Origin of the sequence: Endozoicomonas euniceicola (genome assembly GCF_025562755.1) — a bacterium.
GTDB lineage: Bacteria > Pseudomonadota > Gammaproteobacteria > Pseudomonadales > Endozoicomonadaceae > Endozoicomonas_A > Endozoicomonas_A euniceicola.
This window is the reverse complement of sequence record NZ_CP103300.1, coordinates 3,777,733-3,803,299: the sequence shown is the minus strand read 5'-3', so window position 1 is coordinate 3,803,299 and position 25,567 is coordinate 3,777,733. Positions and strand designations below refer to the sequence as shown.

The 25,567-nt window shown below is 49.4% G+C and carries 15 protein-coding genes; all 15 read right to left on the bottom strand.

Features of this window, described 5'->3' with window-relative positions; translation table 11 throughout:
• Nucleotides 1-39: 39 nt before the first annotated feature.
• The 15 genes from NX720_RS15615 to NX720_RS15545 all read right to left on the bottom strand — a co-directional run bounded on the left by NX720_RS15615 (nucleotide 40) and on the right by NX720_RS15545 (nucleotide 25,282).
• Entirely contained in the window at nucleotides 40-1,578 is a 1,539-nt protein-coding gene (locus NX720_RS15615) for a C2H2-type zinc finger protein (protein ID WP_262595731.1), read from the bottom strand.
• Between the two features lie 85 nt (nucleotides 1,579-1,663).
• Nucleotides 1,664-3,337 carry an IS66 family transposase gene (tnpC, locus tag NX720_RS15610; protein WP_262595730.1) on the bottom strand — a complete coding sequence of 558 codons (1,674 nt, stop codon included), beginning with the start codon at nucleotides 3,335-3,337 and terminating at the stop codon, nucleotides 1,664-1,666.
• Between the two features lie 3 nt (nucleotides 3,338-3,340).
• Nucleotides 3,341-4,009: a hypothetical protein gene (locus tag NX720_RS15605; RefSeq protein ID WP_262595729.1), complete on the bottom strand. Its 669-nt coding sequence runs from the start codon at nucleotides 4,007-4,009 to the stop codon at nucleotides 3,341-3,343.
• Between the two features lie 50 nt (nucleotides 4,010-4,059).
• Complete coding sequence (locus NX720_RS15600) at nucleotides 4,060-5,514, bottom strand: C2H2-type zinc finger protein (RefSeq protein ID WP_262595728.1); 1,455 nt, start codon at nucleotides 5,512-5,514, stop codon at nucleotides 4,060-4,062.
• Nucleotides 5,502-6,137 (bottom strand): hypothetical protein, encoded by a 636-nt coding sequence (locus NX720_RS15595; protein ID WP_262595727.1) that lies wholly within the window; start codon nucleotides 6,135-6,137, stop codon nucleotides 5,502-5,504. The genes NX720_RS15600 and NX720_RS15595 overlap by 13 nt, the downstream gene beginning before the upstream one ends.
• Nucleotides 6,138-6,187: 50 nt before the next feature.
• Nucleotides 6,188-8,620, bottom strand: coding sequence for a C2H2-type zinc finger protein (locus NX720_RS15590; RefSeq protein WP_262595726.1), 2,433 nt, complete (start codon nucleotides 8,618-8,620; stop codon nucleotides 6,188-6,190).
• A 50-nt stretch (nucleotides 8,621-8,670) separates the two neighbouring features.
• Nucleotides 8,671-9,069 (bottom strand): C2H2-type zinc finger protein, encoded by a 399-nt coding sequence (locus NX720_RS15585; protein ID WP_262595725.1) that lies wholly within the window; start codon nucleotides 9,067-9,069, stop codon nucleotides 8,671-8,673.
• A gap of 186 nt (nucleotides 9,070-9,255) precedes the next feature.
• Nucleotides 9,256-11,202 carry a C2H2-type zinc finger protein gene (locus tag NX720_RS15580; RefSeq protein ID WP_262595724.1) on the bottom strand — a complete coding sequence of 649 codons (1,947 nt, stop codon included), beginning with the start codon at nucleotides 11,200-11,202 and terminating at the stop codon, nucleotides 9,256-9,258.
• 50 nt (nucleotides 11,203-11,252) lie between these two features.
• A complete protein-coding gene (locus NX720_RS15575; RefSeq protein ID WP_262595723.1) occupies nucleotides 11,253-13,667 on the bottom strand; it encodes a C2H2-type zinc finger protein in 2,415 nt (804 codons plus the stop codon).
• Between the two features lie 50 nt (nucleotides 13,668-13,717).
• The gene (locus tag NX720_RS15570) at nucleotides 13,718-15,886 is read right to left on the bottom strand and encodes a C2H2-type zinc finger protein (protein WP_262595722.1); all 2,169 of its coding nucleotides are present in this window, start codon (nucleotides 15,884-15,886) and stop codon (nucleotides 13,718-13,720) included.
• 50 nt (nucleotides 15,887-15,936) lie between these two features.
• Complete coding sequence (locus NX720_RS15565) at nucleotides 15,937-18,279, bottom strand: C2H2-type zinc finger protein (RefSeq protein ID WP_262595721.1); 2,343 nt, start codon at nucleotides 18,277-18,279, stop codon at nucleotides 15,937-15,939.
• Between the two features lie 50 nt (nucleotides 18,280-18,329).
• A complete protein-coding gene (locus NX720_RS15560) occupies nucleotides 18,330-20,747 on the bottom strand; it encodes a C2H2-type zinc finger protein (RefSeq protein WP_262595720.1) in 2,418 nt (805 codons plus the stop codon).
• A 65-nt stretch (nucleotides 20,748-20,812) separates the two neighbouring features.
• Nucleotides 20,813-22,165, bottom strand: coding sequence for an SGNH/GDSL hydrolase family protein (locus NX720_RS15555; protein WP_262595719.1), 1,353 nt, complete (start codon nucleotides 22,163-22,165; stop codon nucleotides 20,813-20,815).
• A gap of 238 nt (nucleotides 22,166-22,403) precedes the next feature.
• On the bottom strand, nucleotides 22,404-23,030 hold the full coding sequence (locus NX720_RS15550; RefSeq protein ID WP_262595718.1) for a glutathione S-transferase family protein: 627 nt from the start codon (nucleotides 23,028-23,030) through the stop codon (nucleotides 22,404-22,406).
• Nucleotides 23,031-23,470: 440 nt separating this feature from the next.
• Nucleotides 23,471-25,282: a DEAD/DEAH box helicase gene (locus NX720_RS15545; protein WP_262595717.1), complete on the bottom strand. Its 1,812-nt coding sequence runs from the start codon at nucleotides 25,280-25,282 to the stop codon at nucleotides 23,471-23,473.
• Nucleotides 25,283-25,567: the final 285 nt, after the last annotated feature.

Genomic DNA, 25,567 nt, shown 5'->3' with positions numbered 1-25,567 from the left:
TAGAATTGGGCTATAGGGTGATTTTGGCGGGAGTGTAGACTATTGCTGTGGCGGTTGTTCTGTTGGAAGGTTCTTGTGTTGGGTGCGCTTGTGTTTTGAGAGGTTACCGGAAAGAGCAAATCTCTTTTGACACACATTGCACTCATAAGGCTTCTCGCCGGTGTGGGTGCGCTTGTGTGCTACCAAGGTTGCGGAAACAGCAAATCCCTTTTGACACACATCGCACTCATAAGGCTTCTCGCCGGTGTGGGTGCGCTTGTGTGCTACCAAGATTGCGGAAACAGCAAATCCCTTTTGACACACATCGCACTCATAAGGCTTCTCTCCGGTGTGGATGCGCTTGTGCCTTGTCAGGTTTCCAGAACTAGCCAATACCCTTCCACACACATCACACGCACATTTTTTGTTTTTTGCCCTGGCTCCGCTATGACCGTCATCACCGTCGGGCACCACAACCGGTTCGTTTTTATAGTCCCAGTAAGGTTCTCCATAGCTCAGCCAGAGCCCTTTGCCCTCCGGGATATCCTCTGTTGTCACGACCATAACCACGGGGAAATCATCCATATAAACAATAATGAAACTGACGTTTGGCTCTAAAGTACCGGTATTGTCGTCGGCATTGCTGGTGACGGTACAGTCGTTAACGCAGGAAAAAATATTGCCGTCGTCATAACCTGAAAGCCAGTACATTTCCTGACAATCATCCGTGGCTTCTTCTCCTTCTTCTTTGTAGTCACAGTTAACGGAATAGGATATTTGCTGGTCTAACGTACCACACTCAGGAGACGGGGCATTCTCATCTATCAACCAGAGAGAGCCCCGGTAATGTCCCAGTACAGTACCCTTGGACAGTTTCTTGGCGGCTACTACATGCTTTTGCCCGTCCAGAGCCTGGTAAGGGTCGCCCTCGTTTGCCTCGTACCGCACCTCTCTAACCAGACATTCGATGTGCGCCACTCTTTCTTCATTGGTTTTATTAATATATTCCAATATCCTGTTTTCCAGTTGCTGTCGCTTTTTCTTAGTAAAAAGTTTCCAGAATGCCGGGGCACCCTGAATCTTGCAATTTGTTTTGAAAGGCGGTTCTGGCGGTTTTCTGGTAATACCGCTTTCCGGCTTGATGATAAACAGTTCAGCACTTGTCAAGACTTTTCTTTCACCAAATTCAATGACATTTTCTTCCTGTTTTATGGGGATATCCGGTATCACGGGATAACCCCCGGTCTGCGGATTTATGACACTCTGCGGGCTCTCGCTATTACTGGTGCTGGTGCTAGTGCTGAGTTTTCTTTTTTTGCTTGGTTTATCAACGGGTGGAAGATTTCTTTTGGAATCATTGGACAGGTCAGCCATGCTCCCCGATGGCAGGGAAACAGGAGTGCAGGCAGAAAGGTTATTGTCGGGAGTCAGCACAACTTTTCTTCCCTCCATCTTGTCCGTAAAAAACCAGAACGTTTCATCCTGCGGAGCCGAACGGTGTGCCAGTGAGTAATGGAACCTGACGGGCGCTCGCTGCTCCTTTATTTTCTGCTCCTGCCTTAACACTTCGTCCGGTTTTTCAGGGGCTAACCTTGACATGGCGTTTGTCCAGCGTAACTTTTCTACAAACCGCTTCAAAATTAGCAATTAAGACACCGCTTTTCCCTATTGTTGCCTCCAATTGTTATACCTTTGGCGGATCATGATTGCGCATTTCACAAAGCCGCTCCTCACTCATTAACCAGGGCAGATAAGGAGTGAGATCATTAGGTGGCTTCCTGCCATTTATGGCACAAGCCTCAAGATAGGCACCCAGCCAGATTTTTGGATTAATATCCCAAAGCTTTAGCGTCATAAAAACGCTGAATAGAAAAGCGGCTATATCAGCACTCCATACGCTGCCAGAGCCGTAGTAATTCTTCCTGCCAACGACACCTGTGCGCAGTGCTTGCTCTGCAGCGTTGTTATCCATGGGGATACCGGGATCAGTGACAAAGCGGGTCAATCCTTCCCAGTGATTCTGTAGACTTTCGAGCACTTTTTTCGCTCTGACTCGCAGTTTAGGACGATTAAGTTCCTGAACCCTCTGGATTGCCATCTGCTCTACCTGATGTTCAAGCCGTAACTGCTGTGTTGCTAGCTGCTCTGGTTCATCAAGCACTTCAAGTCGCTGACTATTAAGATGATATAAACGACCAATCCTGTTCACCCAGGTGGCGCTCCATTTCTCCAACTCCGGATCACCTCGTTGAGCGTCAATAAAATCCCGCCTGACGTGAGCCCAGCAGAAAGCTAAATTAATAGACACCGCATCATTCGCAAGCTTTTTGTACGCTGAGTATCGGTCACACACCAGCGTTCCAGCCCCGTCACCAATGATCGACTCTGGTACGACAGCCGCACGGGTGTCAGCAATGCTGAAATAAACCGCCTGATCACAGAGAAATACCCAAAGCCAATGTTTGTGAGAACCTGTGGTCTCATGTGCCCAGCTGATCCACCGGGTTTCATCAGCATGCCACTGATCGCTACTGGCGACGAATTCCCGAGTAGCTTCGGCAACCGGCTCAAAAAAGGGCGTTATAGCTTCCAGGCCAAAGGAGATGGTCGCCTGCGACAGTTCCAGTCCCTGAGTCTTATAAGACTCAAGTTGCCTGTTTATGGGGATGCCGTATGCGTACTTATTCAGCAACAGCTCCACCCAGACAGAAATACCAAGCTTTCCTTTGTTGATGAGTCTTGGTGGAGGTGGTGGAGTAGTAATATTGGGCGTTTCAGGGCACTGGCAAGTTTTTTGGTAATGCCTTCGGTGATAACGACGAACGTGAGCCTTAACTTCAACTTCAATTACGTCGCAGCTGTCGTCATTGAAAAAAGACTTGAATGGCCGGTGACAGACTGTACAACACTGTTTGTCCACTGGTAAGTCTACAGACTCATGAACCACTGGCAGGTTGTTGTGAAGATGGCGACCAGAGCCGGGGACTCCGGGCTGGTGACCTCGTTTTCGATTTGAAGGTGGCCGGGTAGTATTGCCACTTTTCTTTGAAGAAGAACTGGTCTTCTCTGATTTACGACCGAAAAGCAAGTGCTTCATGTGTGCCAGTTCTGATTTCAGATCAGCGACCTGGGTGTTCAACCCAGCCATTTCGGCTTTATGCTGAGCGATAAGAGAGGCATTTTTAGCCAATACTTTTTTCTCTCGGCCACAGGCCGCCTTCCACATGGCATGCCAGAGGTTGGCCTGCTGTTTTAGCTGGATGTGTTCCTGCTTGGTGAGGATGACCTGCGAGGTAGCAAAGGGGGCAGGCAGTAATGCAGGTGTTGTGCCTGATCCTGAAACATGAGCATTTTGCATACTCTAAAAGTAGACGACTTTGAGCTTATGTTTAGTGGTTTGTAGAAAAGTTACTGTCCAGCATCTTGTTCGCCGGTCTATCTCTTCAGACTTTCTCCTTTGCCGGGACAGGTACTCCAGAATGGCTCTGTATTGTTGTTCATATTGCTGGTCGGGCAGACCCGGGCTATCACTCTGAAAAGGAGCAATGGCCAGGTCTGTTCCCCCGGTAGTCTGCACCTGCAAAACCGACGCAAACCCGGTCACCTGCACAGACTCCCCGCTGTGACTAAACTGCAGTGTGGCTCTTAACCCGGTCAGCAGGGCATTGGGGTCGTGGCAACGCAGATGCCGGGTCATGTCGGAAAGCATGGTGGCATTACACGCATCCTGCCATGTGAAGACTGCCGGCTCAGTGGCCAGTACACTAAAACCGTCGTCTTCTACCAGGATAACCACCGCTGCCGATCTTTTTGAAACCGCAACTTTTTCATCCATAGCGGATTTAAGCACTGGTTGCTGCTGAAGCCAGAGCCTTGAAGCAACATGGGCAATCCCCCCCTGATGTACAGAAGCTGGTGTTACCCATTCTCCACGGGTATTGTCCACCATGACAGCCAGCCACAGCAGAAACACCACTGCCAACATTTTTTTTGAAAACACAAAGACTGAAGCGTTATTTTTTTTACCCATTACGGAGTCATTAGAATTGGGCTATTGGGTGGTTTTGGCGGGAGTGTAGACTATTGCTGTGGTGGTTGTTCTGTTGGGGATTCCTTATGTTTGGTGCGCTTGTGTCTTGCGAGGTGTTCGAGTCGAGAAAATCTCTTTTGACACACATCGCACTCATAAGGCTTCTCTCCGGTGTGGGTGCGCTTGTGTCTTGCTAAGTTTCCGGAATGAGCAAATCTCTTTTGGCACACATCGCACTTATTAGGCTTCTCTCCGGTGTGGATGCGCTTGTGCCTTGTCAGGTTTCCAGAACTAGCCAATACCCTTCCACACACATCACACGCACATTTTTTGTTTTTTGCCCCGGCTCCGCTATGATCGTCATCACCGTCGGGCACCACAACCGGTTCGTTTTTATAGTCCCAGTAAGGTTCTCCATAGCTCAGCCAGAGTCCTTTGCCCTTCGGGATATCCTCTGTTGTCACGACCATAACCACGGGGAAATCATCCATATAAACAATAATGAAACTGACGTTTGGCTCTAAAGTACCGGTATTGTCGTCGGCATTGCTGGTGACGGTACAGTCGTTAACGCAGGAAAAAATATTGCCGTCGTCATAACCTAAAAGCCAGTACATTTCCTGACAATCATCCGTGGCTTCTTCTCCTTTGTAGTCACAGTTAACGGAATAGGATATTTGCTGGTCTAACGTACCACACTCCGGAGACGGGGCATTCTTATCTATCAACCAGAGAGAGCCCCGGTAATGCCCCAGTACAGTACCCTTGGACAGTTTTTTGGCGGCTACCACATGCTTTTGCCCGTCCAAAGCCTGGTAAGGGTCACCCTCGTTTGCCTCGTACCGCACCTCTCTAACCAGACCTTCGATGTGCGCCACTCTTTCTTCATTGGTTTTATTAATATATTCCAATATCCTGTTTTTCAGTTGCTGTCGCGTTTTCTTAGTAAAAAGTTTCCAGAATGCCGGGGCACCCAGAATCTTGCAATTTGTTTTGAAAGGCGGTTCTGGCGGTTTTCTGGTAATAACGCTTTCCGGCTTGATGATAAACAGTTCAGCACTTGTCAAGACTTTTCTTTCACCAAATTCAATGACATTTTCTTCCTGTTTTATGGGGATATCCGGTATCACGGGATAACCCTCGGTCTGCGGATTTGTGACACTCTGCGGGCTCTCGCTATTACTGGTGCTGGTGCTGAGTTTTCTTTTTTTGCTCTTCGTAGCTGCTGGTTTATCAACGGGTGGAGGATTTCTTTTGGAACCATTGGACAGGTCAGCCATGCTCCCCGATGGCAGGGAAACAGGAGTGCAGGCAGAAAGGTTATTGTCGGGAGTCAACACAACTTTTCTTCCCTCCATCTTGTCCGTAAAAAACCAGAACGTTTCATCCTGCGGGGCCGAACGGTGTGCCAGTGAGTAATGGAACCTGACAGGCGCTCGCTGCTCCTTTATTTTCTGCTCCTGCCTTAACACTTCGTCCGGTTTTTCAGGGGCTAACCTTGACATGGCGTTTGTCCAGCATCTTGTTGCCGGTCTATCCCTTCAGACTTTCTGCTTTGCCGGGACAGGTACTCCAGAATGGCTCTGTATTGTTGTTCATATTGCTGGTCGGGCAGACCCGGGCTATCCCCCTGAAAGGGAGCAATGGCCAGGTCTGTTCCCCCGGTGGTCTGCACCTGCAAAACCGAGGCAAACCCGGTCACCTGCACAGACTCCCTGCTGTGACTAAACTGCAGTGTGGCTCTTAACCCGGTCAGCAGGGCATTGGGGTCGTGGCAGCGCAGATGCCGGGTCATGTCGGAAAGTGTGGTGGCATTGCACGCATCCTGCCATGTGAAGACTGCCGGCTCAGTGGTCAGTACACTAAAACCGTCGTCTTCTACCAGGATAACCACCGTTGCCGATCTTTTTGAAACCGCGACTTTTTCATCCATAGCGGATTTAAGCACGGGTTGTTGCTGAAGCCAGAGCCTTGAAGCAACATGGGCAATCCCGCCCTGATGTACAGAAGCTGGTGTTACCCATTCTCCGCAGGTATTGTCCACCATGACAGCCAGCCACAGCAGCAACACCACTGCCAGCATTTTTTTTGAAAGCACAAAGACTGAAGCGTTATTTTTTTTGCCCATTGCGGAGTCATCAAAGTTGGGCCATTGGGTTATTTTGGTGGGAGTGTAGACTATTGCTGTGGCGGTTGTTCTGTTGGGGGTTCCTTATGTTTGGTGCGCTTGTGTCTTGCGAGGTGTTCGAGTCGAGAAAATCTTTTTTGGCACTTATCGCACTCATAAGGCTTCTCTCCAGTGTGGGTGCGTTTGTGTCTTATGAGGTCTCCGGATTGAGTAAATCTCTTTTGGCACTTATCGCACTCATAAGGCCTCTCCCCGGTGTGGCTGCGTTTGTGTTTTACGAGGCCTCCGGATCGAGTAAATCTCTTTTGGCACTTATCGCACTCATAAGGCTTCTCCCCGGTGTGAGTGTGTTTGTGTACTTTAAGGTGTCCGGATTGAGTAAATGCCTTTTTACACACATCGCACTTATAAGGCTTCTCCCTGGTGTGAGTGTGTTTGTGTACTTTGAGGTGTCCGGCTTGAGTAAATGTCTTTTTACACACATCGCAATCATAAGGCTTCGCCCCGGTGTGAGTGCGTTTGTGTACTATGAGGTGATTGAGTAGAGAAAATCTCTTTTGACACACATCGCACTCATAAGGCTTCTCTCCGGTGTGGGTGCGCTTGTGTCTTGCTAAGTTTCCGGAATTAGCAAGCTCCCTTCCACACACATCACACGCACATTTTTTGTTTTTTGCACTGGCTCCGCTATGACCGTCATCACCGTCGGGCACCACAACCGGTTCGTTTTTATAGTCCCAGTAAGGTTTTCCATAGCTCAGCCAGAGTCCTTTGCCCTCCGGGATATCCTCTGTTGTCACGACCATAACCACGGGGAAATCATCCATATAAACAATAATGAAACTGACGTTTGGCTCTAAAGTACCGGTATTGTCGTCGGCATTGCTGGTGACGGTACAGTCGTTAACGCAGGAAAAAATATTGCCGTCGTCATAACCTGAAAGCCAGTACATTTCCTGACAATCATCCGTGGCTTCTTCTCCTTCTTCTTTGTAGTCACAGTTAACGGAATAGGATATTTGCTGGTCTAACGTACCACACTCAGGAGACGGGGCATTCTCATCTATCAACCAGAGAGAGCCCCGGTAATGTCCCAGTACAGTACCCTTGGACAGTTTCTTGGCGGCTACTACATGCTTTTGCCCGTCCAGAGCCTGGTAAGGGTCGCCCTCGTTTGCCTCGTACCGCACCTCTCTAACCAGACCTTCGATGTGCGCCACTCTTTCTTCATTGGTTTTATTAATATATTCCAATATCCTGTTTTCCAGTTGCTGTCGCTTTTTGTTAGTAAAAAGTTTCCAGAATGCCGGGGCACCCAGAATCTTGCAATTTGTTTTGAAAGGCGGTTCTGGCGGTTTTCTGGTAATACCGCTTTCCGGCTTGATTACAAACAGTTCAGCACTTGTCAAGACTTTTCTTTCACCAAATTCAATGACATTTTCTTCCTGTTTTATGGGGATATCCGGTATCACGGGATAACCCTCGGTCTGCGGATTTGTCACACTCTGCGGGCTCTCGCTATTACTAGTGCTGGTGCTGGTGCTGGTGCTGAGTTTTCTTTTTTTGCTCTTCATAGCTGCTGGTTTATCAACGGGTGGAGGATTTCTTTTGGAACCATTGGACAGGTCAACCATGCTCCCCGATGGCAGGGAAACAGGGGAGCAGGCAGAAAGGTTATTGTCGGGAGTCAGCACAATTTTTCTTCCCTCCATCTTGTCCGTAAAAAACCAGAACGTTTCATCCTGCGGGGCCGAACGATGTGCCAGTGAGTAATGGAACCTGACGGGCGCTCGCAGCTCCTTTATTTTCTGCTCCTGCCTTAACACTTCGTCCGGTTTTTCAGGGGCTAATCTTGACATGGCGTTTGTCCAGCATCTTGTTCGCCGGTCTATCTCTTCAGACTTTCTCCTTTGCCGGGACAGGTACTCCAGAATGGCTCTGTACTGTTGTTCATATTGCTGGTCGGGCAGACCCGGGCTATCAATCTGAAAGGGGGCAATGGCCAGGTCTGTTCCCCCGGTGGTCTGCACCTGCAAAACCGAGGCAAACCCGGTCACCTGCACAGACTCCCTGCTGTGACTAAACTGCAGTGTGGCTCTTAACCCGGTCAGCAAAGCACTGGGATCGTGGCAGCGCAGATGCCGGGTCATGTCGGACAGTGTGGTGGCATTGCACGCATCCTGCCATGTGAAAACTACCGGCTCAGTGGTCAGTACACTAAAACCGTCGTCTTCTACCAGGATAACCACCGTTGCCGATCTTTTTGAAACCGCAACTTTTTCATCCATAGCGGATTTAAGCACGGGTTGCTGCTGAAGCCAGAGCCTTGAAGCAACATGGGCAATCCCGCCCTGATGTGCAGAAGCTGGTGTAATCCATTCTCCGCGGGTATTGTCCACCATGACAGCCAGCCACAGCAGAAACACCACTGCCAACATTTTTTTTGAAAACACAAAGACTGGAGCGTTATTTTTTTTGCCCATTGTGGTGTCCGTAGAATTGGGCTATTGGGTGATTTTGGCGGGAGTGTAGACTATTGCTGTGGCGGTTGCTCTGTTGGAAGGTTCTTGTGTTGGGTGCGCTTGTGTCTTACGAGGTGTGCGAGTTGAAAAAATCTCTTTTGGCACTTATCGCACTCATAAGGCTTATCCCCGGTATGGTAGCGTCTGTGTTTTGCTAAGTTTCCGGAGTCAGTAAATCTCTTTTGGCACACATCGCACTCATAAGGCCTCTCTCCTGTGTGGTGGCGCCTGTGTATTGTCAAGTCTCCGGAAGCTGCAAATCTCTTTGGACACACATCGCACTTATAAGGCTTATCTCCGGTGTGGGTGCGCCTGTGTCTTACGAAGTTACTGGAGCAGGCAAATCTCTTTTGACACAGATCGCACTCATGAGGCTTTTCCCCGGTGTGTCTGAGCCTGTGTGCTGCCAAGTTTCCGGAGTTAGGGGCGCAGCATTCAATAACTTACCGGGCTGTTGGCTTTTGGCTATTAGCTGCTCATACAGCCAACCGCCAAAAGCCAAAAGCCAACAGCCAACAGCCAACAGCCAACAGCCAACAGCCAACAGCCAACAGCCAACAGCCAACAGCCAACAGCCAACAGCCAACAGCGGTATATTATGTTCTGCTGCTTCCCTTAACAAATCCCTTTTGACACACATCGCACTCATAAGGCTTCTCTCCGGTGTGGGTGCGCTTGTGTCTTGTGAGGCTTTCGAAGCGAGCATACTTCTTTCCACACACATCACACACATATTTTTTATTTTTTGCCCTGCCTCCGCTACGATCATTTTCATCTTCGGGCACCACAACCGGTTCGTTTTTATAGTCCCAGTAAGCTTCTCCATAGCTCAGCCAGAGTCCTTTGCCCTCCGGGATAAACTTCGTTGTCACGACCATAACCACGGGAAAATCATCCATATAAACAATAATGAAACTGACGTTTGGCTCTAAAGTACCGGTATTGTCGTCGGCATTGCTGGTGACGGTACAGTCGTTAACACAGGAAAAAATATTGCCGTCGTCATAACCTGAAAGCCAGTACATTTCCTGACAATCATCCGTGGCTTCTTCTCCTTCTTCTTTGTAGTCACAGTTAACGGAATAGGATATTTGCTGGTCTAACGTACCACACTCCGGAGACGGGGCATTCTCATCTATCAACCAGAGAGAGCCCCGGTAATGTCCCAGTACAGTACCCTTGGACAGTTTTTTGGCGGCTACCACATGCTTTTGCCCGTCCAGAGCCTGGTAAGGGTCACCCTCGTTTGCCTCGTACCGCACCTCTCTAACCAGACCTTCGATGTGCGCCACTCTTTCTTCATTGGTTTTATTAATATATTCCAATATCCTGTTTTCCAGTTGCTGTCGCTTTTTCTTAGTAAAAAGTTTCCAGAATGCCGGGGCACCCAGAATCTTGCAATTTGTTTTGAAAGGCGGTTCTGGCGGTTTTCTGGTAATAACGCTTTCCGGCTTGATGATAAACAGTTCAGCACTTGTCAAGACTTTTCTTTCACCAAATTCAATGACATTTTCTTCCTGTTTTATGGGGATATCCGGTATCACGGGATAACCCTCGGTCTGCGGATTTGTGACACTCTGCGGGCTCTCGCTATTACTGGTGCTGAGTTTTCTTTTTTTGCTCTTCGTAGCTGCTGGTTTATCAACGGGCGGAGAATTTCTTTTGGAACCATTGGACAGGTCAACCATGCTCCCCAATGGCAGGGAAACAGGAGTGCAGGCAGAAAGGTTATTGTCGGGAGTCAGCACAATTTTTCTTCCCTCCATCTTGTCCGTAAAAAACCAGAACGTTTCATCCTGCGGGGCCGAACGGTGTGCCAGTGAGTAATGGAACCTGACAGGCGCTCGCTGCTCCTTTATTTTCTGCTCCTGCCTTAACACTTCGTCCGGTTTTTCAGGGGCTAACCTTGACATGGCGTTTGTCCAGCATCTTGTTCGCCGGTCTATCCCTTCAGACTTTCTCCTTTGCCGGGACAGGTACTCCAGAAGGGCTCTGTATTGTTGTTCATATTGCTGGTCGGGCAGACCCGGGCTATCACTCTGAAAGGGAGCAATAGCCAGGTCTGTTCCCCCGGTGGTCTGTACCTGCAAAACCGACGCAAACCCGGTCACCTGCACAGACTCCCCACTGTGACTAAACTGCAGTGTGGCTCTTAACCCGGTCAGCAGGGCATTAGGGTCGTGGCAGCGCAGATGCCGGGTCATGTCGGAAAGCGTGGTGGCATTGCACGCATCCTGCCATGTGAAGACTGCTGGCTCAGTGGCCAGTACACTAAAACCGTCGTCTTCTACCAGAATAACCACCGTTGCCGATCTTTTTGAAACCGCAACTTTTTCATCCATAGCGGATTTAAGCATGGGTTGTTGCTGAAGCCAGAGCCTTGAACTTGAAGCAACATGAGCAGTCCCGCCCTGATGTACAGAAGCTGGTGTTACCCATTCTCCGCGGGTATTGTCCACCATGACAGCCAGCCACAGCAGGAACACCACTGCTAACATTTTTTTTGGAAGCACAAAGACTGGAGCGTTATTTTTTTTGCCCATTGTGGAGTCCGTAGAATTGGGCTATTGGGTGATTTTGGCGGGAGTGTAGACTATTGCTGCGGCGGTTGTTCTATTAGGGATTCCTTATGTTTGGTGCGCTTGTGTCTTGCGAGGTTTTCGAGTCGAAAAAATCTCTTTTGGCACTTATCGCACTCATAAGGCTTCTCTCCGGTGTGGGTGCGTTTGTGTCTTATGAGGTCTCCGGATTGAGTAAATCTCTTTTGGCACTTATCGCACTCATGAGGCCTCTCCCCTGTGTGGCTGCGTTTGTGTCTTACGAGGCCTCCGGATCGAGTAAATCTCTTTTGGCACTTATCGCACTCATAAGGCTTCTCCCCTGTATGGGTGCGTTTGTGTGCTTTGAGGTCTCCGGATTGATTAAATCTATTTTTACACACATCGCACTCATAAGGCTTCTTCCCGGCGTGGCTGCGCTTGTGTCTTGCTAAGTTTTCGGAACGAGCAAATCTCTTTTGACACACATCGCACTCATAAGGCTTCTTCCCGGCGTGGCTGCGCTTGTGTCTTGCTAAGTTTCCGGAATGAGCAAATCTCTTTTGGCACACATCGCACCCATAAGGCTTCTCCCCTGTATGGGTGCGTTTGTGGTCTTTGAGGTGATGGGGTTGAGCAAATATCCTTCCACACACATCACACGCACATTTTTTGTTTTTTGCCCTGACTCCGCTATGACCGTCATCACCGTCGGGCACCACAACCGGTTCGTTTTTATAGTCCCAGTAAGGTTCTCCATAGCTCAGCCAGAGTCCTTTGCCCTCCGGGATATCCTCTGTTGTCACGACCATAACCACGGGGAAATCATCCATATAAACAATAATGAAACTGACGTTTGGCTCTAAAGTACCGGTATTGTCGTCGGCATTGCTGGTGACGGTACAGTCGTTAACGCAGGAAAAAATATTGCCGTCGTCATAACCTGAAAGCCAGTACATTTCCTGACAATCATCCGTGGCTTCTTCTCCTTCTTCTTTGTAGTCACAGTTAACGGAATAGGCTATTTGCTGGTCTAACGTACCACACTCCGGAGACGGGGCATTCTCATCTATCAACCAGAGAGAGCCCCGGTAATGTCCCAGTACAGTACCCTTGGACAGTTTTTTGGCGGCTACTACATGCTTTTGCCCGTCCAGAGCCTGGTAAGGGTCGCCCTCGTTTGCCTCGTACCGCACCTCTCTGACCAGACCTTCGATGTGCGCCTCTCTTTCTTCATTGGTTTTATTAATATATTCCAATATCCTGTTTTCCAGTTGCTGTCGCTTTTTCTTAGTAAAAAGTTTCCAGAATGCCGGGGCACCCTGAATCTTGCAATTTGTTTTGAAAGGCGGTTCTGGCGGTTTTCTGGTAATACCGCTTTCCGGCTTGATGATAAACAGTTCAGCACTTGTCAAGACTTTTCTTTCACCAAATTCAATGACATTTTCTTCCTGTTTTATGGGGATATCCGGTATCACGGGATAACCCTCGGTCTGCGGATTTCCGACACTCTGCGGGCTCTCGCTATTACTTGTGCTGAGTTTTCTTTTTTTGCTCTTCGTAGCTGCTGGTTTATCAACGGGTGGAGGATTTCTTTTGGAACCATTGGACAGGTCAGCCATGCTCCCCGATGACAGGGAAACAGGAGTGCAGGCAGAAAGGTTATTGTCGGGAGTCAGCACAATTTCTCTTCCCTGCATCCTGTCCGTAAAAAACCAGAACGTTTCATCCTGCGGGGCCGAACGGTGTGCCAGTGAGTAATGGAATCTGACGGGCGCTCGCAGCTCCTTTATTTTCTGCTCCTGCCTTAACACTTCGTCCGGTTTTTCAGGGGCTAACCTTGACATAGCGTTTGTCCAGCATCCTGTTCGCCGGTCTATCTCTTCAGACTTTCTCCTTTGCCGGGACAGGTACTCCAGAATGGCTCTGTATTGTTGTTCATATTGCTGGTCGGGCAGACCCGGGCTATCACTCTGAAAGGGAGCAATGGCCAGGTCTGTTCCCCCGGTGGTCTGCACCTGCAAAACCGACGCAAACCCGGTCACCTGCACAGACTCCCCACTGTGACTAAACTGCAGTGTGGCTCTTAACCCGGTCAGCAAAGCACTGGGGTCGTGGCAGCGCAGATGCCGGGTCATGTTGGAAAGTGTGGTGGCATTGCACGCATCCTGCCATGTGAAGACTGCCGGTTCAGTGGCCAGTACACTAAAACCGTCGTCTTCTACCAGGATAACCACCGTTGCTGATCTTTTTGAAACCGCGACTTTTTCATCCATAGCGGATTTAAGCACGGGTTGTTGCTGAAGCCAGAGCCTTGAAGCAACATGGGCAATACCGCCCTGATGTACAGAAGCTGGTGTTACCCATTCTCCACGGGTATTGTCCACCATGACAGCCAGCCACAGCAGAAACACCACTGCCAACCTTTTTTTGGGAAGCACAAAGACTGAAGTGTTATTTTTTTTGCCCATTGCGGAGTCATTAGAGTTGGGCTATTGGGTGATTTCGGCGGAAGTGTAGACTATTGCCGTGGCGGTTGTTCTGTTGGGTATTCCTTGTGTTGGGTGCGCTTGTGTCTTACGAGGTATTCGAGTCGAGAAAATTTCTTTTGGCACTCATCGCACTCATAAGGCTTCTCCCCTGTGTGGCGGCGCCTGTGTCTTGTGAGGCTTCCGGATTGAGTAAATCTCTTTTGACACACATCGCACTCATAAGGCTTCTCCCCGGTGTGGCTGCGTTTGTGTCTTACGAGATCTCCGGAGTGAGTAAATCTCTTTTGACACACATCGCACTCACAAGGCTTCTCTCCGGTGTGGGTGCGCTTGTGTCTTGCGAGGTGTTCGGAACGAGCAAACTTCTTTCCACACACATCGCACTCGTGTTTTTTATTTTTTGCCCCGGCTCCGTTATGATCGTCATCACCGTCGGGCTCCACAACCGGTTCGTTTTTATAGTCCCAGTAAGTTTCTCCATAGCTCAGCCAGAGCCCTTTGCCCTCCGGGATGTCCTCTGTTGTCACGACCATAGCCACGGGAAAATCATCCATATAAACAATGATGAACCTGACGTTTGGTTGTACCGTGCCGGTATGGTCATGGGCATTGCTGGTGAGGGTGCAGTCCTTAACGCAGGAAAAAATATTGCCTTCGTCATAACCTGAAAGCCAGTACATTTCCTGACAATCATCCGTGGCTTCTTCTCCTCCTTTGTAGTCACAGTTAACGGAATAGGATTTTTGCTGGTCTAATGTACCGAACTTCGGAGACGGTGCATTCTCGTCTATCAGCCAGAGAGAACCCCGGTAATGCCCCAGTACAGTACCCCGGGACAGTTTTTTGGTGGCTAATACATGCTTTTGCCCGTCCAGAGCCTGGTAGGGGTCACCCTCGTTTGCCTCGTACCGCACCCCTCTAACCAGACCTTCGATGTGCGCCTCTCTTTCTTCATTGGTTTTATTAATATATTCCAATATCCTGCTTTTCAGTTGCTGTTGCTCTTCCTTAGTAGCAAGTTTCCAGAATGCCGGGGCACCCAGAATCTTGCAATTTGTTTTGAAAGGCGGTTCTGGCGGTTTTCTGGTAATACCGCTTTCCGGCTTGATAATAAACAGTTCAGCGCTTGTCGAGACTTTTCTCTTGCCAAATTCAACGACATTTTCTTCCTGTTTTATGGGGATATCCGGTCTCACGGGATGACCAGCCATTGCCCCGGCCTGCGGATTTGTGACACTCTGCTGGCTCCCGCTGTTGCTGGTGCTGCTTTGTTTTCGTTTTTTGTTTTTTATAGCTGGTTTATCAACAACTGAATGCTTTCTCTTGGAATCATTGGGCAGGTCAGCCATGCTCCCCGATGGCAGGGGAACAGGAGAGCAGGCAGAAAGGTTATTGTCGAGAGTCAGCACAATTTCTCTGCCCTGCATCTTGTCCGTAAAAAACCAGAACGTTTCATCCTGCGGAGCCGAACGGTGTGCCAGTGAGTAATGGAACCTGACGGGCGCTCGCTGCTCCTTTATTTTCTGCTCCTGCCTTAACACTTCGTCCGGTTTTTCAGGGGCTAACCTTGACATGGCGTTTGTCCAGCATCTTGTTCGCCGATCTATCTCTTCAGACTTTCTCCTTTGCCGGGACAGGTACTCCAGAATGGCTCTGTATTGTTGTTCATATTGCTGGTCGGGCAGACCCGGGCTATCACTCTGAAAGGGAGCAATAGCCAGGTCTGTTCCCCCGGTGGTCTGCACCTGCAAAACCGACGCAAACCCGGTCACCTGCACAGACTCCCCACTGTGACTAAACTGCAGTGTGGCTCTTAACCCGGTCAGCAAAGCACTGGGGTCGTGGCAGCGCAGATGCCGGGTCATGTCGGAAAGCGTGGTGGCATTACACGCATCCTGCCATGTGAAAACTACTGGCTCAGTGGTCAGTACACTAAAACCGTCGTCTTCTACCAGGATAACCACCGTTGCCGATCTTTTTGAAACCGCGACTTTTTCATCCATAACGGATTTAATCACGGGTTGTTGCTGAAGCCAGAGCCTTGAAGCAACATGGGCAATCCCCCCCTGATGTACAGAAGCTGGTGTTACCCATTCTCCACGGGCGCTGTCCACCATGGCAGCCAGCCACAGCAGAAACACCACTGCCAGCATTTTTTTTGAAAGCACAAAGACTGAAGCGTTATTTTTTTTGCCCATTGCGGAGTCATCAGAGTTGGGCTATTGGGTTATTTTGGTGGGAGTGTAGACTATTGCTGTGGCGGTTGTTCTGTTGGGGGTTCCTTGTGTCGGGCGCGCTTGTGTTTTGCTAAGCTTCCGGAGTGAGCAAATACCTTTTCACACAAATCGCACGCATAAAGCTTCTCTCCGGTGTGGGTGAGTTTGTGTCTTGCGAGGTTTTCGGGTCGATAAAATCTCTTTTGGCACTTATCGCACTCATGAGGCTTCTCTCCGGTGTGAGTGCGTTTGTGTACTTTGAGGTGTCCGGATTGAGTAAATATCTTTTTACACACATCGCACTTATAAGGCTTCTCCCCGGTGTGGGCGCGTCTGTGCCTTGCTAAGTTTCCGGAATGAACAAATCCCTTTTGACACATATCGCACTTATAAGGCTTCTCCCCGGTGTGGGTGCGTTTGTGTACTACGAGTTCTTCGGAACGAACAAATCTCTTTTGACACACATCGCACTCATAAGGCTTCTCTCCGGTGTGGGTGCGCTTGTGTCTTACGAAGTCTACGAAACGAGCAAACATCTTTCTACACACATCGCACTTATATTTTTTATTTTTTGCCCCGGCTCCGCTATGATCGTCATCACCGTCGGGCACCACAACCGGTTCGTTTTTATAGTCCCAGTAAGGTTTTCCATAGCTCAGCCAGAGTCCTTTGCCCTCCGGGATATCCTTTGTTGTCACGACCATAACCACGGGGAAATCATCCATATAAACAATAATGAAACTGACGTTTGGCTCTACAGTACCGGTATTGTCGTCGGCATTGCTGGTGACGGTACAGTCGTTAACGCAGGAAAAAATATTGCCGTCGTCATAACCTGAAAGCCAGTACATTTCCTGACAATCATCCGTGGCTTCTTCTCCTTTGTAGTCACAGTTAACGGAATAGGATATTTGCTGGTCTAATGTACCACACTCCGGAGACGGGGCATTCTCATCTATCAACCAGAGAGAGCCCCGGTAATGTCCCAGTACAGTACCCTTGGACAGTTTTTTGGCGGCTACTACATGCTTTTGCCCGTCCAGAGCCTGGTAAGGGTCGCCCTCGTTTGCCTCGTACCGCACCTCTCTAACCAGACCTTCGATGTGCGCCTCTCTTTCTTCATTGGTTTTATTAATATATTCCAATATCCTGTTTTCCAGTTGCTGTCGCTTTTTCTTAGTAAAAAGTTTCCAGAATGCCGGGGCACCCTGAATCTTGCAACTTGTTTTGAAAGGCGGTTCTGGCGGTTTTCTGGTAATACCGCTTTCCGGCTTGATGATAAACAGTTCAGCACTTGTCAAGACTTTTCTTTCACCAAATTCAATGACATTTTCTTCCTGTTTTATGGGGATATCCGGTATCACGGGATAACCCTCGGTCTGCGGATTTGTGACACTCTGCGGGCTCTCGCTATTACTGGTGCTGGTGCTGGTGCTGGTGCTGAGTTTTCTTTTTTTGCTCTTCGTAGCTGCTGGTTTATCAACGGGCGGAGGATTTCTTTTAGAACCATTGGACAGGTCAACCATGCTCCCCGATGGCAGGGAAACAGGGGAGCAGGCAGAAAGGTTATTGTCGGGAGTCAGCACAATTTCTCTTCCCTGCATCTTGTCCGTAAAAAACCAGAACGTTTCATCCTGCGGGGCCGAACGGTGTGCCAGTGAGTAATGGAACCTGACGGGCGCTCGCTGCTCCTTTATTTTCTGCTCCTGCCTTAACACTTCGTCCGGTTTTTCAGGGGCTAACCTTGACATGGCGTTTGTCCAGCATCTTGTTCGCCGGTCTATCTCTTCAGACTTTCTCCTTTGCCGAGACAGGTACTCCAGAATGGCTCTGTACTGTTGTTCATATTGTTTTTCTGGCAGGACAGAGATATCCCCCTGAAAGGGAGCAATGGCCAGGTCTGTTCCCCCGGTGGTCTGCACCTGCAAAACCGAGGCAAACCCGGTCACCTGCACAGACTCCCCGCTGTGACTAAACTGCAGTGTGGCTCTTAACCCGGTCAGCAGGGCATTGGGGTCGTGGCAGCGCAGATGCCGGGTCATGTCGGAATGCGTGGTGGCATTACACGCATCCTGCCATGTGAAGACTGCCGGCTCAGTGGCCAGTACACTAAAACCGTCGTCTTCTACCAGAATAACCACCGCTGCCGATCTTTTTGAAACCGCGACTTTTTCATCAATAGCGGATTTAAGCACGGGTTGTTGCTGAAGCCAGAGCCTTGAAGCAACATGAGCAATCCCGCCCTGATGTACAGAAGCTGGTGTTACCCATTCTCCACGGGTATTGTCCACCATGACAGCCAGCCACAGCAGAAACACCACTGCCAGCATTTTTTTTGAAAACACAAAGACTGAAGCGTTATTTTTTTTGCCCATTGTGGAGTCCGTAGAATTGGGCTATTGGGTGATTTTGGTGGGAGTGTAGACTATTGCTGTGGCGGTTGCTCTGTTGGAAGGTTCTTGTGTTTGGTGCGCTTGTGTCTTGCGAGGTTATTGGAGTAAGTAAATCTATTTTCACACACATCGCACTCATAGGGCCTCTCTCCGGTGTGGGTTCGTTTGTGTGCTGCTAAGTTTCCCGGGTTAGAAAATCTCTTTTGACACTCATCGCACTTATAAGGCTTCTCCCCGGTGTGAGTGCGTTTGTGTAATGTGAGGTCACTGGAGTGAGCAAATCCCTTTTGACACTCATCGCACTTATAAGGCTTCTCCCCGGTGTGAGTGCGTTTGTGTACTATGAGGTGATTGAGTTGATTAAATCTTTTTTTACACACATCGCACCCATAAGGCTTTTCCCCTGTGTGAATGCGTTTGTGTCTTACGAGGTCTCCGGTCTGAGTAAATCCCTTTCCACACACATCGCACTCATAAGGCTTCTCCCCTGTGTGGCGGTACCCGTGTCTTATGAGGCCTCCAAGTTGAGTAAATCTCTCTTGACACACACCGCATTCATAAGGCTTCTCCCCTGTATGGGTGCGTTTGTGGTCTCTTAGGTGATGGGGTTTAGTAAATATCCTTCCACACACATCACACGCACATTTTTTGTTTTTTGCCCCGGCTCCGCTATGATCGTCATCACCGTCGGGCACTACAACCGGTTCGTTTTTATAGTCCCAGTAAGGTTTTCCATAGCTCAGCCAGAGTCCTTTGCCCTCCGGGATATCCTTTGTTGTCACGACCATAACCACGGGGAAATCATCCATATAAACAATAATGAAACTGACGTTTGGCTCTACAGTACCGGTATTGTCGTCGGCATTGCTGGTGACGGTACAGTCGTTAACACAGGAAAAAATATTGCCGTCGTCATAACCTGAAAGCCAGTACATTTCCTGACAATCATCCGTGGCTTCTTCTCCTTTGTAGTCACAGTTAACGGAATAGGATATTTGCTGGTCTAACGTACCACACTCCGGAGACGGGGCATTCTCATCTATCAACCAGAGAGAGCCCCGGTAATGTCCCAGTACAGTACCCTTGGACAGTTTTTTGGCGGCTACCACATGCTTTTGCCCGTCCAGAGCCTGGTAAGGGTCGCCCTCGTTTGCCTCGTACCGCACCTCTCTGACCAGACCTTCGATGTGCGCCTCTCTTTCTTCATTGGTTTTATTAATATATTCCAATATCCTGTTTTTCAGTTGCTGTCGCTTTTTCTTAGTAAAAAGTTTCCAGAATGCCGGGGCACCCAGAATCTTGCAATTTGTTTTGAAAGGCGGTTCTGGCGGTTTTCTGGTAATACCGCTTTCCGGCTTGATGATAAACAGTTCAGCACTTGTCAAGACTTTTCTTTCACCAAATTCAATGACATTTTCTTCCTGTTTTATGAGGATATCCGGTATCACGGGATAACCCTCGGTCTGCGGATTTGTGACACTCTGCGGGCTCTCACTATTACTGGTGCTGAGTTTTCTTTTTTTGCTCTTCGTAGCTGCTGGCTTATCAACGGGTGGAGGATTTCTTTTGGAACCATTGGACAGGTCAACCATGCTCCCCGATGGCAGAGAAACAGGGGAGCAGGCAGAAAGGTTATTGTCGGGAGTCAACACAACTTTTCTTCCCTCCATCTTGTTCGTAAAAAAACAGAACGTTTCATCCTGCAGGGCCGAACGGTGTGCCAGTGAGTAGTGGAACCTGACAGGCGCTCGCAGCTCCTTTATTTTCTGCTCCTGCCTTAACACTTCGTCCGGTTTTTCAGGGGCTAACCTTGACATGGCGTTTGTCCAGCATCTTGTTCGCCGGCCTATCTCTTCAGACTTTCTCCTTTGCCGGGACAGGTACTCCAGAATGGCTCTGTACTGTTGTTCATATTGTTTTTCTGGCAGGACAGAGATATCCCCCTGAAAGGGAGCAATGGTCAGGTCTGTTCCCCCGGTGGTCTGCACCTGCAAAACCGAGGCAAACCCGGTCACCTGCACAGACTCCCCGCTGTGACTAAACTGCAGTGTGGCTCTTAACCCGGTCAGCAGGGCATTGGGGTCGTGGCAGCGCAGATGCCGGGTCATGTCGGAAAGTGCGGTGGCATTGCACGCATCCTGCCATGTGAAAACTACCGGCTCAGTGGTCAGTACACTAAAACCGTCGTCTTCTACCAGAATAACCACCGCTGCCGATCTTTTTGAAACCGCGACTTTTTCATCCATAGCGGATTTAAGCATGGGTTGTTGCTGAAGCCAGAGCCTTGAAGCAACATGGGCAATCCCGCCCTGATGTACAGAAGCTGGTGTTACCCATTCTCCACGGGCACTGTCCACCATGACAGCCAGCCACAGCAGAAACACCACTGCCAACTTTTTTTTTGAAAACACAAAGACTGGAGCGTTATTTTTTGCCCATTTTGCAATCATTAGAATTGGGCTATCAGGTTATTTTGGCGTGAGTATAGACGATTAAAACAATATTTGTGCTTTCATCACCTAGTGCATCCCCCATTCGGTATATCAGTATTATTGGAGCCTGCTTCTTCCGAACGAGAGCTTGAAACACACGGAAAATTATTAACATTATTTGCTGCTGTAGCACCCATGTCCTGGTCAGCCTGGCTAAGTTCCCGAAACACTCCGGCAATACGCCAGGCTATTTCCAAAGCCCCCAATGGTGTTGGCTCCGGGATATAACGCTGGGCCCTGCGGTGTCTGTCATCAAAGTCCGATAAGTCGATGACGGCATCGTAACCCTCAGGAGCTAATTTATTTAAAAAAAAGGTCTTAACCACAGACCTGACAGCGTTAATACCGTTAGACAAAATAGAATACCAAATATCGGGATTTTCTTTACCCCCCATATTATAAGGAATGACATAAATAACTTTTTTGGCACCCAGTTCCCGATAACGTCGGGCAATTGCCTGCAAATTGGGAATAATCGTGTAAGAGCTCGCAATATTCTGCAATAGGTCGTTTCCACCCGCACTCACAAATACATAGCTTCCCTCTACACCCGTCCTTACATCGACTTGTATTAAGGGTCTTGGCTGGTTTTCAGACTGGGATGATTCGTCACGCTCTTGTAACGGCATCCCTCCAACAGCCCCCTGACAATCATCGATCCGTGGCTCCCCGGTTTGCCTGCCCTCCTCTGCAGAAGGAGGACAGGTTACATGACAAAATGGCTTCAACCGCGCAGACTGGGGACTGATAGAGTCATAGGCTATACCACACTCTTCCCGCCTCCCTATATAGTCATTAAACAGTGGGTCTTCATCAGGTACGGTTATCATGCCATCTTCAGCAAAGGCACTGATGATGTCACTTGCCATGGTTTCCTCTACTGACCTGTCATCGACTATAATGCGCTCTCCATTTCTAACCCCTTTAAGCAAAGCCTTGAGTATGTCATCTATTGTGCTTTGCCCCTGAATATCGGGTTGTACACCATTTAAAATATCTTCATCTGATCTGGTATCAATGAGCACACGGTCTCCATTCCTCAGAGCCTGAACTATCCCCTCCACGGCAGGCTCAAAATATCTGCCGTTAACCAGCACACGCAGCCTGCTTTTTAACAGGGCATTGTCGTAATTGAATATTGCATTCAACCATTGCCCGACAGTGCCGGACATTACCCGGTTCCAAAAAAAGCAATCAAATATAGAGTCTCCAGCAAGAACAATGTGATCCCTTCCATCAACCGAATCGATGATAGAGGGTATACCTTCCTCTGACCGGATAAGTCTCTTACCGGCAGCAGGACAGGTAGTTGCCTGAAGACAGATACAAATCACGCAACAAGCCATCAACTTGTGTAATTTAATTTTAAGTGCCATTTGAAATTAGAAATGGTTAATAATTTTTTGCTTTATGTCACCCACAACGCCAATAGGGATAAAACATTCAGTAGTGGCTTAATAACCTCTATCACTCAGGCTTCACCGCTATACAAAACTTTCTTGGCGTTAAAGCAAGGAGAGAATTAGAAAATAGGCACTAGTGCTTATTTCTGCAAATGCTAGTCGTCTGGGGCAAGCCGGGCGGCAAGGCCCCGAGGTAAAGAAGTCGAGCGTTTTATTTCGAAGTCACTGCTTTTACAGCCCTCTGGCATGCTGGCCTTTGATAAAGCCGCTCCCGATATTCCTGATACGGCTGAGGCACATCAAACCCAAATCGCAGAGCCCAGTTGATGGTCTGGGCCAGCAGAATATCGGCACAGGTAAAGCGATTGCCAACGGCGAACTCCTGATCATCCATGTAATGATCCAGCGCCTTCAGGGAACGTTTGAACTCCCACTGTACCGTATTGAAAACCGCTTCTACGCGATAGGCTTCCGGCAAAACAAAACGGTGTTTACCTGTCGTCCATAAAGGCTGCTCAAGGTCTGACAGGACAAAAAAACAAAACTCATCGTATTTTGCCCGCAGTGCATGATCATCAAATGGCATAAGCTGTTTTTCAGGTGCCAGGGCGGCGATATAGTTAACGATTGCGGCACTTTCTGTTAATACCAGATCATCATGAACCAGCGTGGGGATTTTGCCCTGAGCGTTCAAGGCCAGATAAGAGGGGTGACGGCTGCCTCCTTCATCAGACTGACCAATTTTGACATGGTGGTATTCAAAATCGAGTCCAGCTTCTTCCAGCGCCCAAAGCGCACGGAATGAACGTGCCTGACCAGAGCCGTACAAACGAATCATGGGTAGTGTCTCCTCGTTATTATTAGAAGGTTATCACTTCAAACGTAAAACCCCTTACTTTTAGTGAGGGGATGTAAGTTCAGCTTGCAAAGCAAGCTCTCTGTACTATCTTTTTTTGTCTTGGATGTTTTAGCGATTACGCTGCCAAGACAGGAAAGTAAAAAACTAAATTACCTCCGTTTTTTGCCCGTGTCGTTTACTCGACAATCTTAACCGTAGGGCAAGAAAGCGAATGAGGTGTGTCCCGCTACTGGTAAGGGATGCACTGCGGCAGGGCATTGCCGTCTAGCTGTAGGAATCCTCGTCGTTTACGGCGAGGAGGATGTCAATGAGGGGTTAGTGTCTGGCTATTTTGCGCTTTTGCCACTCAATTAGAAAGGATAAAAAAAGCGGACGCCCAATCTCTCAGGCGTCCGCTTTTCAGGCATTAAACGTCAAGCTTATGAACGATCTTCACGATCACGCTGACGTGGCTTGCGGGAAGGGTTGTTGTGTGAAGCGCTGCGGGAAGCATTGCTGCGACGGTCACGGTCACGACGGAATTCACCATCACGACGGCGACGGCGTGGACGTTCTTCACGGACACTGCCATCGTCAATCCATACACTCATTTCCAGCGGCTTGTTACGAACCTTCACCTGCTTCAGGGAAGCCAGCGTAGAATCGTCCATGCCTTCTGGCAGGTAGATGGAAGAACAGCGCTCGAACAGGCGGATATGACCGATGTTCTTACCGGGAATCTTGCTTTCGTTGGCAATGGCCCCCACCAGGTCGCCCGGGTTAATACCCTGCTCACGACCCACTTCAACACGGTAGCGAACCATGCCTTCGTTGTCTTCACGACGATCACGGCGTGGACGGTCACCACGTTCACCACGACGATCATCACGCTCACGGCGCTGACGTTGCTGACGCTCTGGCTCTTTGCCGTCCGGGAACGGACGTTCTTTCTGAGCCATAAAGCACAGGGCCGCCGCCAGGTCTTCCGGACTCATTTCGCCTTCAGTCATCAGCTCGTTGACGATGTTACGGAAATCAGCCAGCTTCTCTTCGCCCAGCTCCAGAGACTTGGTAACGTCTTCCTTGAACTGGCGGATACGCATGTCACGTACGTCACGCATGGAAGGCAGACGCATATCGTCGATACGCTGACGAGTCGCCTGCTCGATAGCACGCAGCATACGACGCTCACGGTGAGTGGCAAACAGGATGGCAGTACCCTGACGACCGGCACGACCGGTACGACCAATACGGTGTACATAAGCTTCGGTGTCGTAAGGAATGTCATAGTTGACCACGTGAGACATACGCTCAACGTCCAGACCACGAGCCGCGACGTCGGTGGCAATCAGGATATCCAGAGAGCTTTTCTTCAGACGGTCGATCACTTTTTCACGCAGTGCCTGAGACATGTCGCCGTTGAGGGCAGCGGCAGAGAAACCTCGGGCTTCCAGCTTTTCAGCCAGTTCAACGGTAGCCGTCTTGGTGCGCACGAAGATGATCATGGCGTCGAAAGGTTCGACTTCCAGGATACGTGTCAGGGCGTCCAGCTTGTGATAGCCACTGACCATACACACTTTCTGGGTGATGGTATCGACGGTAGCCGTCTTGGATTTGATCTCAACGGTGACCGGATCGGTCAGGTGGGTATCGGCAATTTTGCGAATCTGGCGTGGCATGGTGGCAGAGAACAGGGCTACCTGACGCTCGCTGGGGGTCTGTTCCATGATCCATTCGATATCATCAACAAAGCCCATGCGCAGCATTTCGTCGGCTTCATCCAGCACGATCGCTTTCAGATCGTCCAGCTTCATGGAACCACGACGCAGGTGATCCATCACACGTCCCGGAGTACCTACGATGACCTGGGCACCACGTTGCAGGCCACGCAGCTGACCGCGCATATCCTGACCACCGTAAACCGGCAGTACGTGGAAACCAGGCATGTGACGGGCATAACGCTGGAAAGCTTCCGCCACCTGAATCGCCAGCTCACGGGTGGGTGCCAGCACCAGAATCTGCGGGTGACGTTTCTTAGTGTCTACGCGAGACAGCAGAGGAAGAGCAAACGCGGCGGTTTTGCCGGTACCGGTCTGCGCCAGACCCAGCAAATCCTTACCTTCTAGCAGATGAGGAATACTTTGCGCCTGGATCGGAGAAGGGGTTTCGTAACCAACATCCTGTACAGCTTTGATCACTGCAGGGGCAAGAGGCATTTCCGCAAAGGAAGGAACGGTTTCAGTATCGGACATCGAGTGCTCCGTAATTAAGGCTTATATAAGAGCCAGCATGAGCAACAGGGGATCGGACTAACGGCCGGACAAACCCTTACAAACGGGCAGACTTCCGGTCTTACGCTTGAATCCTGTTAATAAACGCTGGCAGTCCGCTTCAGGGGCCTGTCTGGCTCCCGGCTAAAGCGGGTCATGTGAGTGTCCATGACTTCGTTGAAGATCCTGAGAAAGGAGTTCGTGCTGATCGGCGCGGCTTATGAAACACTTTATTTATGTAACAATGGCCGCCAAAGGCTACGGAGT